The organism is Streptococcus suis (assembly GCF_046032115.1).
GTDB classification, from domain to species: Bacteria; Bacillota; Bacilli; order Lactobacillales; family Streptococcaceae; genus Streptococcus; species Streptococcus suis_AJ.
The window spans coordinates 19,007-31,247 of record NZ_JARQOZ010000002.1 but is presented as its reverse complement, the minus strand read 5'-3'; the positions used below and the strand labels follow the sequence as shown (position 1 = coordinate 31,247).

9 protein-coding genes are annotated in these 12,241 nt (G+C 40.2%); 8 read left to right on the top strand and 1 reads right to left on the bottom strand.

Annotation, left to right across the window (positions count from 1 at the left end; translation table 11 throughout):
• Positions 1-106: 106 nt before the first annotated feature.
• Entirely contained in the window at positions 107-2,602 is a 2,496-nt protein-coding gene (locus P7J36_RS01270; RefSeq protein WP_408550978.1) for a pneumococcal-type histidine triad protein, read from the top strand.
• Positions 2,603-2,897: 295 nt separating this feature from the next.
• Here the strand turns inward: P7J36_RS01270 and P7J36_RS01265 are convergent, their stop codons facing one another.
• On the bottom strand, positions 2,898-5,084 hold the full coding sequence (locus P7J36_RS01265) for an LTA synthase family protein (protein WP_408550979.1): 2,187 nt from the start codon (positions 5,082-5,084) through the stop codon (positions 2,898-2,900).
• 115 nt (positions 5,085-5,199) lie between these two features.
• Between P7J36_RS01265 and P7J36_RS01260 the strand changes: the two genes are divergently transcribed.
• From P7J36_RS01260 to lacD, 7 genes are all read left to right on the top strand, one after another.
• Complete coding sequence (locus P7J36_RS01260) at positions 5,200-6,363, top strand: class I SAM-dependent rRNA methyltransferase (RefSeq protein ID WP_408550981.1); 1,164 nt, start codon at positions 5,200-5,202, stop codon at positions 6,361-6,363.
• Entirely contained in the window at positions 6,360-7,034 is a 675-nt protein-coding gene (gene aroD, locus P7J36_RS01255; RefSeq protein WP_024401414.1) for a type I 3-dehydroquinate dehydratase, read from the top strand. The genes P7J36_RS01260 and aroD overlap by 4 nt, the downstream gene beginning before the upstream one ends.
• A gap of 2 nt (positions 7,035-7,036) precedes the next feature.
• Positions 7,037-8,203 (top strand): chorismate synthase, encoded by a 1,167-nt coding sequence (gene aroC / locus P7J36_RS01250; protein WP_318829245.1) that lies wholly within the window; start codon positions 7,037-7,039, stop codon positions 8,201-8,203.
• Positions 8,204-8,210: 7 nt separating this feature from the next.
• Positions 8,211-9,314: a prephenate dehydrogenase gene (locus tag P7J36_RS01245; protein ID WP_408550982.1), complete on the top strand. Its 1,104-nt coding sequence runs from the start codon at positions 8,211-8,213 to the stop codon at positions 9,312-9,314.
• A gap of 9 nt (positions 9,315-9,323) precedes the next feature.
• Positions 9,324-9,662, top strand: a complete 339-nt coding sequence (locus tag P7J36_RS01240) for a YlbF/YmcA family competence regulator (protein WP_029180450.1) — start codon at positions 9,324-9,326, stop codon at positions 9,660-9,662.
• Positions 9,663-9,924: 262 nt separating this feature from the next.
• A complete protein-coding gene (gene nagA / locus P7J36_RS01235; RefSeq protein ID WP_408550984.1) occupies positions 9,925-11,070 on the top strand; it encodes an N-acetylglucosamine-6-phosphate deacetylase in 1,146 nt (381 codons plus the stop codon).
• Positions 11,071-11,093: 23 nt separating this feature from the next.
• Positions 11,094-12,095 carry a tagatose-bisphosphate aldolase gene (lacD, locus tag P7J36_RS01230; protein WP_013730422.1) on the top strand — a complete coding sequence of 334 codons (1,002 nt, stop codon included), beginning with the start codon at positions 11,094-11,096 and terminating at the stop codon, positions 12,093-12,095.
• Positions 12,096-12,241: the final 146 nt, after the last annotated feature.

The window sequence follows — 12,241 nt, the reverse complement described above, 5'->3', positions numbered from 1 at the left end:
AAAGACTTGTTGACGAACTCTTCTATGAATGGTCGAGTTCTTTCCCACTCCCATTTATCATATCAACAACATAAATATAATAGTAGACAAGGAGAGAAACAGTGATATGAAACAAGGTAAGACTTTGCTTTATGTAGCAGGAGTATCGCTTATTTGTGCTGTAGTATTGGTAACCTATCAAGTGTCTAATTATAAAGAGCAATCGAGCCATCAAAAAATAACAAGCATAGAAACATCGCAATCAAAGCAATCAAAAGAGATTCCTTCAGATTCGAAAAAGGAAGTTCCAGGGATTGATAAAGCGACAGATGATGGATTTTTATTCACTGATGAGTCACAAATTGAGGAAAAAACTGATTTAGGAATTATTGTCAATCATGGCGATCATAAGCACTTTTTCTTTTATTCAGATTTAAAGAATACAAAATGGGCTTATTTAATTCCTGAGATCTATCAAGAAAAAACACATTCTTCTCAACCTAATAGAAATCAGCGACCATCTGGTTCGAAACAGACCGAAGATGAATACGTTTTTGATCCTAAAGATATTGTCGCAGAGGATGCCAATGGCTATACTGTTCGGCATGGAGATCATTATCACTATATTTTAAAATCAAGCTTAGGTGGCACGACCCACAGACAATTGACCTCTGATAGTCGTCAATCGCCAACTCTTCCTATCGTTCACCGACAGGAAGGGATTCCGGGGATTGATTTTCAAACGAGTGATGGTTTCTTGTTTGATGGGCAAAATATCAACGGTGTAACGGAAATTGGGATTCTAGTAATGCATGGGAAACATTTGCATCTTATTCATTTTGAAACATTGAAAAAGAGTAAATGGTCTTATCTTGTAAACCAGTATAAACCAAATGTTGAATCGGATAAGAAGCCATTGTCCGAGGTAGAAAATACTGAGTATCAAACCAAATTGGACTACTTAGCAAAAGAACTGAATTTAGAGCCATCACGTCTTAAGAAAGTCATTGTTGACGGTCAAATTGGATTAGAATATCCGCATGGAGATCACACACATATTGTTTTATTAAAGGAAATTGATACAAGGAAGCCGTTTGAAAGTCCAGAGGATCGTATTCTTAAGCAAAAGGATGGAGAAACTCTTGAACAGAGAAAAGAACGTCTCATTAAGCAGTATATGGAGCGTTTTAAAGTCAAGCGTGAGGACATTACAATTGATGGGAACTATATGAGTGTACGCCATGGGGACCATGCGCACGTTTATAAAATTGATCCTAGTTTGCCAGATGATCCTGAGCGTGATGTTAAGACCGAAACGGTAAATCTTGCTATTGAGAAACAATCGGTCTATGGGCCTTTTTATACAGAAGGTTCAACAGAAAATTTAACACGTAATGGTGTCCATCAAAAGTATCATCCAGAAGGGCTTCAGGATATTAAAAATTTTATTCTAGTAACATTCAGTACAAATAGTGATTTTGGTGATTTTGTCGTTAATGGTAAAAAAACGAAGAGAGTTTATTATTTGGTTCGTAAAGATTTAAATTGGGAGGATTTGAACATCGCCTATCCGCAGACCCTTCAACAAAAGGGACGCGTCTTTAATGGTTGGAATGCTACTTTGCCAAAGTCTGGCAAGATGGCAAGAGAACATCAAAGTTTTTATGCTGATTTTGATACTGTTTATCGTAAGCCAACCAAAAATATTTACACTCCAAGTGATGATGTTTCAAATATTGATCTATCAGACTATGTACCTGTTAAATATAGTGCGATAGCCAATGGGCGTTTAAAATTAAATGGTGAGATTCGAGCAGGGTTCATATACTTTGTGAAATCTGACTTAACTTGGAAACAAGCTAAGGAGCAGGGGCTTGTTGTACCAGAACCGATTCCAAGTAAAGATTATGAATTCATTGAGTTTAGGACAGTTATTACTGGTGGAGAAAAAGATACAGATTATGTTAGTGCCACAACAAGCTTGGCAGCATTTGGGACAACAGCTCCTCGTATAGGGCCATATATTGCCGAAAATATGGATAATCCAACGGACATCAATGATCCAAGTAGACATCCAAATTACCATTGGCATGATCCAAAGAATTATGTAGCTCTTGCATTTCGAGCAGGTGAAGGCGGTCAACTTCAGACACATTTGGGAACTAGTAAAACAGTTGTTTACCTTGTTAGAAAAGGGTTAACATTGAACCAAGCTGGAATTTTTCCGCCATCTTTGAAGAGTGATACAGGTTATAAACGAGATTATACAAAATCGATTATTCCAAATGTAGCATGGGACACACCTATTTTGAAAGATACTGTCTACGATATTCATTTTGATAAAGTTGAAAGTGATAGCAAAGACGGAACAGCTGAGAAAGGGAACACTTGGTTGCCTGGAAATCCACTGCCGAATACTCCAGATGTCCCTAATGGAGAAGAGGATGCAGACGGCTGGTTAGATGATTTGTTGACACCTAGCCCAGAAGTAGAAACTGTAACAGACATTGAAACTACAACAGAAGATACAAAAGCAACTGAAAGTAGTACTGTTGCACCCATAGATGCCCCTAAGAATCCATCAACAGGGGAAGAGTCTAGTGAGGATTCTATATTTCCTTGATGGAATAGAGATGAGTGATTTGAAATAGTGGTCTAATACTCTTCGAAAATCAAAATCAGACGTTGTTGACTTGATTTGATGAGTGAAAGGCTCCAGTGGAGCCTTTCAGCCTGTTACCTTGAAACAAAATAGTAACAGGGTTCTATCTGCTAAGTAGAAACGAACTACGTTCGCTCTATCTCCAACCTCCAAAGGTTCCCCAAACCTTTGGAGCTAGCCTGTTTTTGATTTTCATTGAGTATAAAAGGCTTAGAATCAATGTAGTAACTGACATGATTCTAAGCCTTTTAGTGTATTACTGCGAATTTGCACTGGTACTTGTTGAGCTAGTGCTTGTACTTGTACCAGTATTTGGTGTGCTAGTAGCAGTTGTACTACCGTGAAGTTCTAGGTAGCTTGGTGCTTTAAATAGTTCAATTGTTGATTTATTGCCGTTTTTACTATACAAACTTGTCGATTGTGTACCAAGTTTATTCTCTAGTGCAATCTCGGCAGCCAATGAGTCAATGTAGTTATATTGACTTGAATCTAAGGCTGGCAATCCATTGTCGAAGAATCGGATAAGATCACCAGTTTGAATGGCATCGCTAGTCGCTAGTTGTGCTGCAGTAGCTTCTTTAATTGCATCAATTTCTTTTTGAGTTGTCTCATCTGGATTTGTAATTTCAAGACCAGTTTCTGTATAGTAGATTTTACCTTCGTAGCTAGTGTATTTTGGTGTGATGAAACTGCCAGCGGTTCGAAGAGCCACAATTTGGCTGTGTTGGCTGGAAAGTAGGTCTTGACCAACTTGGAGATAGTTATCGGATTTGATTCCTAAAAGATGTTCGAGAGTAGGAAGTGCATCAATCTCACCACCATAGGTATCAAAAATCCCACCGTTGGTCATTCCAGGTACAACAATCATATATGGAACACGTTGCATCATGGCATTGTCAAAATCTGACCAAGTCTGTGAATCTTTTCCAATCAATGGTGCCAAGTCAGGATTGCGTGAATTAGAAATCCCATAGTGATCACCATAGAGGACGATGACGGAGTTTTCGTACAAGCCAGTCGCTTTTAAGTAATCGAAAAATGCCTTTATGGACGCATCGAGATAGTTGGCAGTAGCAAAATAACCATTAATGGTTTCATCATCTGTATTGGCTAATGGAAAGCCTATCTCATCCCCAATCAAGCTGGTTGTATAGGGGTAGTGGTTGGAAACTGTGATAAATTTGGTATAGAAGGGTTGCTGTAAATGTTCAAGATATTGGATAGAGTCGGCGAACATGATTTTATCATTCAGACCGTATTGGAATGAATTTTCAGCAGTGGCTTCAGAGAAGTAGGATTGATCAAAGAAGTAATTGTAACCCCACTGTTTATAGGTGTTGTTCCTATTCCAGAAACTGGCTGCGTTACCGTGGAATACAGCAGATGTATAGCCACCATTTTGAGAGAGAATATATGGTGCAGCTTGCTGGGTATTGCTTCCACCATATTGGACCATGAAAGAGCCTTGATTGAGTCCAAAAAGTGAGGTTTCAATCATGGTTTCGGCATCAGAGGTTTTACCTGCCTTCACTTGGTTAAAGAAATTAGAAAAGGCGAGAGTAGAGCTAGAATGATACAGAGAATTGAGGAAAGGTGTGACTTCGTATTCGACACCGTTGACGTTCAACTTATAGTCAATAACAAATTGTTGTAAGCTTTCTAGGTGGAGATAGATAACATTTCGTCCTTTGGCAATACCGAAGTAGTTGTCATTCGGTTGAGCATAATGTTCTGTAATATATTGTTTTACAGGCTCCAGGTCTGAGGCAGTGGCCCCAGAGCGATCCCTATGGGCATTGTAGGTTTGATTAGCATTGTAGCCAAGGAAAGCTGGTAACCCAATGGCTCTGACGATATAAGTATTAGAAAATCCTCTTGTAAGTAGCTCAGGTCTATCAATTTCTGCTAAAAAGAGATTGATAGAGAACAATAATACTGAAAAGGCTGTGATGGCAAAGCTAGATTTTTTATGAAATGGAGTTTTGTCCCAGTGAAATGCCTTACGGTAGACTAAGAAACCAAAAGCTATAAAATCAAGAAAATAGACAATATCCCATAGCCTAAATAACTTAAGAGCTGCTTCTCCTAGTCCAGCAGATACGCTAGAGGTAGCCATCATGGTAGAAATGGAGATATAATCGGAAAATTCTCTATAATAGACTGCATTTGAAAAGAGCCAGGCGAAAAGAACAATATAAATGGTCATCGCTACACTATAGAATGCTTTCGTATTCTTTATATAAAGCGAGAGACCAAGCAATAAAATCCCTACTGGTAGAGGATTTATAATAGCGATAAAATTTTGGAAAAATCCTTGGGTATCTAAATTAAAATCAACATAGTAGGCCCAGAGTGTTTTGAGCCAGTAAATGATTAGCAAAATCAAGACGAAGCCAAGTCGAGTTTGTCCGCTCTTCTTGACGTAGTCAATTAGTTTTTTCACAATAAAAACTCATGGTCCTTTCTAAAAGCTTAGTTCATTATACCATAATTTTAAAATAAGCCTCAAAGTTTAGAGTTTTTTTGGCATATATGAAGAAACATGTTATAATAATTCTATGAAAATAAAGGTAAACCGTATTGCAGAACAGAAAATAAACAGAGGGATTCAACTCTTGGATAGCGCTGATTTTTCAGGTTTTTCGTTTGATGAAGACAGGCTGGCTGTTTTGTATTCAGAATCTGGAAGCTATTTAGGTCAGGCTTATTTGTCCAAACAGAATAAGGGAATAGGCTGGCTGTTTAGTAGAAGCAACCAAGACTTGACCGTGGATTTTTTTGTTAAATTATTCGTGGATGCTAAACAGAAACGTCAACATTTTTATCAATCTGAGATGACGAATGCTTTTCGTTTATTTAATCAAGATGGAGATAATTTTGGTGGAATGACGGTTGACTTGTATGATGAATACGCAGTTTTTTCATGGTATAATACCTTTATTTATTCTGTCAAAGAGATGATTGTTGCTGCCTTTCAACAGGTATTTCCAGAAGTAAGAGGAGCTTATGAGAAGATTCGTTTTAAAGGTTTGGCCTTTGAGTCTGCTCATCTTTATGGAGAAGAAGCCCCTGAGTATTTCACAGTGTTGGAAAATGGAGTTCACTATCAGGTCTTTATGAATGATGGACTGATGACGGGAATCTTTTTGGATCAGCATGAGGTACGTGGTTCCTTGGTGGATGGCCTGGCGGCAGGCAAGTCACTTTTGAACATGTTTTCGTACACGGCAGCATTTTCTATTGCTGCTGCCATGGGCGGAGCAGGGGAAACGACTTCTGTTGACTTAGCCAAACGCTCGCGAGAACTTTCTAAAGCTCACTTTAAGGTTAATAGTTTAGACTTAGATAATCATCACTTTGTAGTAATGGATGTATTTGAATATTTCAAATATGCCAAACGTAAAGGCTTGACTTATGATGTGATTGTCTTGGATCCGCCAAGCTTTGCACGAAATAAGAAACAAACCTTTTCAGTAGCCAAAGATTACCACAAGTTGATTTCTCAATCTTTGGAAATACTAAAGACAGGTGGAACTATTATCGCTTCGACCAACGCCGCAAATGTTTCTGTTGAAAAATTTAAGCGGCAGATTGAAAAAGGTTTTGGTGTTAGAAAACACCGTTATGAGGCAAGTTACCGCTTGCCAGCCGATTTTGTAATCAATAAAAATGATGAAAGTAGTAATTACCTAAAGGTCTTTACGATACAGGTAGATAAATGAAAATAGTAGTTCCTATTATGCCTAGAAATCTGGAAGAGGTAGAGGCCATTGATGTAGAACGTCTAGCAGAGGCAGATATTGTTGAATGGCGAGCAGACTACCTTCCGAAAGATGATATTTTAAGAGTAGCACCTGCTATATTTGAAAAATGTAATGGTAAGGAAGTGGTTTTCACCATTCGGACAACACGTGAAGGTGGCCACTTGGATTTGGACGATCAAGAATATGTCAATTTAATCAAAGAAGTTGCAGCGCTTTATCAGCCAGATTATATTGATTTTGAATATTATTCTTATAAGTCGGTTTTTGAGCAGATGTTGGAGTTTCCTAATCTTGTGTTGAGTTATCATAATTTTGAGGAAACACCGTCTAATTATATGGAAATCATGTCTGAACTGACTAGCCTGTCACCAGCTGTTGTTAAAATGGCTGTAATGGCTAAGTCAGAGCAGGATGTCCTAGATGTTATGAATTATACTCGTGGTTTTAAATCGCTGAACACCGAGCAGACATTTGCGACAATCGCTATGGGTGAACTAGGGAAGTTAACGCGTATTGCAGGTGTGATTACAGGATCCTGCTGGACTTTTGCCAGCTTAGATGAAACATCTGCACCTGGACAGATGTCTTTAGGCAATACTCGTAAGTTTTTGGAAATTTTGGAGAATTAAGTATGCGTTATTTAACAGCTGGTGAGTCTCATGGACCACGTCTAACAGCCATTATTGAGGGAGTTCCAGCTGGTCTTCCTTTAACAGCTGAGGATATTAATGAAGATTTAAAACGTCGCCAGGGGGGATACGGTCGTGGTAGTCGGATGCAGATTGAAACAGACTGCGTAGAGATTACGGCTGGTGTTCGTCACGGTAAGACAACTGGTGCGCCGATTACATTGAATGTGACCAATAAAGATCATCAAAAATGGTTGGATATTATGGCAGTTGAGGACATCGAAGAGAAGCTCAAAAGTAAGCGTCGTATCAAACATCCACGACCAGGACATGCTGACCTAGTTGGTGGTATGAAATATCGCTTTGATGATTTGCGTAATTCCTTGGAGCGTTCTAGTGCGCGTGAGACAACTATGCGTGTGGCTGTTGGTGCGGTTGCCAAACGGATTTTGGCTGAGTTGGATATTGAAATTGCTAACCATGTAGTCGTTTTCGGAGGGAAGGAAATTGATGTCCCAGATGGTTTAAGCGTAGCAGAAATCAAAGAGCGTGCAGCTCAGTCAGAAGTATCCATTGTCAACCAAGAGCGTGAAGAAGAAATCAAAGCCTATATTGATCAAATCAAGCGAGATGGAGATACTATTGGCGGAGTGATTGAGACTGTTGTTGGAGGAGTTCCAGCTGGCTTGGGGTCATATGTGCAATGGGATAAAAAGTTAGATGCAAAATTAGCGCAGGCTGTTGTTTCAATCAATGCTTTTAAGGGAGTAGAATTTGGCGTAGGCTTCCAAGCTGGCTATCTCAAAGGGAGCCAAGTCATGGACGAAATTCTCTGGTCCCAAGAAAAAGGATATACACGCCGAACCAATAATCTAGGTGGTTTCGAAGGTGGTATGACCAATGGCGAGGCCCTAATCATTCGTGGTGTTATGAAACCAATTCCGACCCTCTATAAGCCATTGATGTCGGTTGACATTGATACCCATGAGCCCTATAAAGCTACTGTGGAGCGTTCAGATCCAACGGCTCTCCCAGCAGCTGGTGTGGTCATGGAATCAGTCGTAGCCACAACTCTAGCGACAGAAATCCTAGAGAAGTTCTCTTCCGATAATATGGAGGAATTGAAAGCTGCAGTAGCCAGTCATCGCGACTATGTCAAAAATTTCTAGGTAATTAATGAAAAAAACGATTTTAATTGTAGGTCTAGGGTTGATTGGAAGTTCACTTGCGCTCTGTATTCGCAAAGACCATCCTGACTATCACCTCATTGGCTTTGATCCTAACGAACAATCGTGCCAAATTGCCTTGGGCAAGGGGATGGTTGATGAGGTATCAACGGAATTGGAGGGTGTAGCAAAGCAGGCTGATGTGATTCTTCTTTGTGTTCCAATTCAAGTTTCTTTGCGCTTGATTGAAGAATTTAGTGCCCTCGAATTGAAGGATACGGTCTTGATTACAGATGCAGGTTCAACGAAGTCTGCAATTGTGGCTGCTGCAGAGGAACATTTGGCGCCAAGACAAATTAATTTTATCGGTGGCCACCCTATGGCAGGTAGTCATAAATCTGGTGCCAGTGCAGCAGATCTCTATCTATTTGAGAATGCTTACTACATTATGACACCGTGTCAGGCTACCAAGCAGGATGCGGTTCCCCGATTGACAGATTTGTTATCTGGAACGGGGGCACGTTTTGTTCAGATTGATGCAGCAGAACATGACCGTGTGACCAGTCAAATTTCACATTTTCCACACGTATTGGCTTCTAGTTTGATGCATCAAGCTGGAGAGTTTGCGCAAGATCATCCCTTTACGAATAATTTTGCAGCTGGAGGATTTAGAGATATGACACGGATTGCGGAAAGTGAGCCGAGCATGTGGACTAGCATTTTGCTAACCAATGCAGATTCTATTCTAAATCGAATCGAGGAATTTCAAGCACGTCTCTCAGAAATTTCAGATGTTCTCAGATCTGGCGACCAAAAAGCAATTTGGGACTTTTTTGATAAGGGACGTCAAACTCGTAGAGCCATGGAAATTCACAAGCGTGCAGGTGTTGATTCTTTCTACGATTTATTCCTTAGTGTTCCTGATGAGGAAGATACGATTTTGAAGGTTTTGGAAGTCTTACGGGGTATTTCCATTGTCAATATTCGTATCAATGAAGAGAACCGTGAAGATATACATGGTATTTTACAAATTACGTTTAAAAACAAAGGAAATTTGGAAGACGCTGCGAAACGTTTAAGAGAGCAGACGACTTACAAAATTCATTTAGATTAGGAGAAAATTATGTCAACAAATATCTATGATATAGCAAATGAATTGGAACGTGCAATCCGTAACCTGCCTGAATATAAGGCGGTGGAAGCCGTTAAAGTCTCAGTTGAGGAGAATTCAGAAGCCAAAGAAATATTGGAAAGTTATATTTCTTTCCAAAAAGAAATCCAGTCTAAATTGCAGGCTGGTGAAATTCCTACTGAAGCTGACCAAAAGAAAATGTTGGATTTCAACAAGAAAGTTCAGGGAAATCCACTTTTGACGGAATATTTCAGCAAGCAACAACAGTTGGGAACTTATGTAGCTGATTTGGAACGTATCATCTTCAAGCCTCTCAACGAATTGTTGTAATATATTTATATTTGATAGGAGCAGGGTGTTAGGTCATGGATTGACGCCTAGTATACACTGCTTACGTAGAGTTCTTATCTCCAAGTACAGATTCAGAAACGGTACTTTGGGGAGTAAGAACTCTTTTTTCTACCTTCTCACAGCATCCATTTCTTATAAAGTTATGGTAATTACTTGACATTTTCTAATAGAAGTTCTACAATATATTTAGTATATGGTTATAACCAGTTTGATAAGTGTATATATCAATAAAGGAGATAGTATGACAGTATTTATAAAAGCAAAATCTATTATTTTACCAGAGAGTGAGGTCGAATCAGCCTATTTGGAAATTACTGACAAGGGTCAGTTTGGACGGATTGTGACTGAAAAGCCTGAAGGGGAGATTGTTGATTATTCTGATTTTCATTTAGCACCAGGGCTAGTTGATACACATATCCACGGCTACGCTTCTCACGATGTTATGGACAATGATTTTGAAGGGATTAAGGTAATTTCAGAAGGCCTCTTGTCTTGTGGGGTAACCTCTTGGCTTCCAACGACCTTAACAGATACGACTGAAAATTTAGATGCAGTTTGTGAAACGATTGGGACTTATGCAGGGCAGGAAACAGGCGCCAAGATTCAAGGTATTTTCTTAGAAGGTCCCTTCTTTACAGAAAAATACAAGGGAGCACAAAATCCTAAGTACATGAGCGATCCGTCCATTGAAAAGTTGGACAACTGGCACAGCTTATCTAAAGGTTTAGTCAATAAAATTGCTATTGCTCCAGAACGTGAAGGTGTCAAAGAATTCATCGAGTTTGCTAACAGCAAGGCAATTCATACTGCCTTGGCTCACAGTGATGCGACCTATGCGCAAGCGGAAGCGGCAGTAGAATCTGGTGCCAATATCTTCGTCCATGTTTACAATGGGATGAGTGGGCTTCATCACCGTGAACCAGGTATGGTCGGAGCTGCTTTGAATTTAAAAAATGTCTATGCGGAAATGATTTGTGATGGACACCATGTTCATCCAGCTGCGGCAGAAATCGTGGTCAAAGCACGTGGAGCAGAGGAAACTGTTTTGATTACGGACTGTATGCGAGCTGGCGGTATGGGTGAAGGGGAGTCCCGCCTCGGTGAATTTGAAGTTGTTGTAAAAGATGGAACTGCTCGTTTAAAAGAAAGTGGTAGTTTGGCAGGTTCTATCTTAGAATTGATCGAAGCAGTACAGAATGTTGTGAAATGGGGCTTGGTGTCCCTACCTGATGCCCTTCGTATGGCCTCTCTGGCACCAGCTCGCTCTGTCAATATTGACCATATTTGCGGTCGGATTGCAGAAGGCCGAGCTGCAGACTTTATCGTCGTAGATGATGCAGGACGCTTACAAGCGACCTATCTAGATGGCGTGAAACGATTTGGTTAATAAAATTTCTTAGGAGGAAACTAATGACAAAATTACAACTTTCTCAGGCTAAATTCAATCACATGACCCGCTTGTCAAACAGCGATCAGGTGATTGCTGCCTTGGCGATTGACCAACGGGGGGCTTTGAAACGCTTGCTTGCTGCTGCAGCAGGTGGTGGCGAATTTGGAGATGACATTTTGATTGACTTCAAAAAAGTCATTTCAAGCGATTTGACCCCTTATGCAAGCTCCATTCTTTTGGATGCGGAATACGGTGTTCCAGCTTCAGAATTGCGCCATGCAGACTGTGGTTTCATTGCAGCTTATGAAAAAACAGGTTACGATGCGTCCACACCAGGTCGTTTGCCAGACCTTTTGCCAAACTGGTCAGCAAAACGAATCAAAGAATTGGGGGCGGATGCCGTAAAAATCTTGCTTTACTATGATGTGGATGACAAGCCAGAAATCAACGACATTAAGCATGCCTGGGTAGAACGTATTGGTAGCGAGTGTATCGCAGAAGATATTCCTTACTTTGTCGAAATCTTGACTTACGATGCCAGCGATATGGATGTGACTTCTCGTGAATACGCAGCCCTCAAACCACACAAGGTCAATGGTGCTATGCGTGAATTTAGCAAGTCACGTTATAATGCCGACGTGCTCAAGGTTGAAGTGCCTGTCAATATGAACTTTGTAGAAGGTTACACGGATGAAGAGCCAGTCTATACAGTTGAAGAAGCTAAGGCCTTCTTCAAGGAACAAACAGACAGTACTCACTTGCCATTCATTTATTTGAGTGCGGGTGTATCTGCTAAACTCTTCCAAGAGACACTTGTCTTTGCCAAAGAAGCCGGTTCAAGCTTTAATGGTGTTCTTTGTGGTCGGGCGACTTGGAAGGATGCAGTAGCCATCTTTGCAAGCGAGGGTGAAGAAGCAGCCAAAGCTTGGTTGGCAGATCAAGGCCGCCGCAACGTAGAAGAACTCAACGAGGTTCTAGCAACTACAGCATGTCCTTGGACTGAAAAAGTTGAAGTAAAATAATTGTTTTAGTAGGGTCTGAGCTTAGGTTCAGACTTTTTTGTGACATCAAATATAGTCATTTATACCCTTCGAAAATCAAAATCAGTCGTTGTTGACCTGATTTTGCAATCCGCTCTTATATCTCCCACCTTGAACAGTTCATTTAC

Bases quoted from the DNA above. Each gene is read 5' to 3' on its own strand.
- P7J36_RS01270 (WP_408550978.1), top strand. From the start codon at position 107: ATGAAACAAGGTAAGACTTTGCTTTATGTAGCAGGAGTATCGCTTATT.
- P7J36_RS01260 (WP_408550981.1), top strand. From the start codon at position 5,200: ATGAAAATAAAGGTAAACCGTATTGCAGAACAGAAAATAAACAGAGGG.
- aroD (WP_024401414.1), top strand. From the start codon at position 6,360: ATGAAAATAGTAGTTCCTATTATGCCTAGAAATCTGGAAGAGGTAGAG.
- aroC (WP_318829245.1), top strand. From the start codon at position 7,037: ATGCGTTATTTAACAGCTGGTGAGTCTCATGGACCACGTCTAACAGCC.
- P7J36_RS01245 (WP_408550982.1), top strand. From the start codon at position 8,211: ATGAAAAAAACGATTTTAATTGTAGGTCTAGGGTTGATTGGAAGTTCA.
- P7J36_RS01240 (WP_029180450.1), top strand. From the start codon at position 9,324: ATGTCAACAAATATCTATGATATAGCAAATGAATTGGAACGTGCAATC.
- nagA (WP_408550984.1), top strand. From the start codon at position 9,925: ATGACAGTATTTATAAAAGCAAAATCTATTATTTTACCAGAGAGTGAG.
- lacD (WP_013730422.1), top strand. From the start codon at position 11,094: ATGACAAAATTACAACTTTCTCAGGCTAAATTCAATCACATGACCCGC.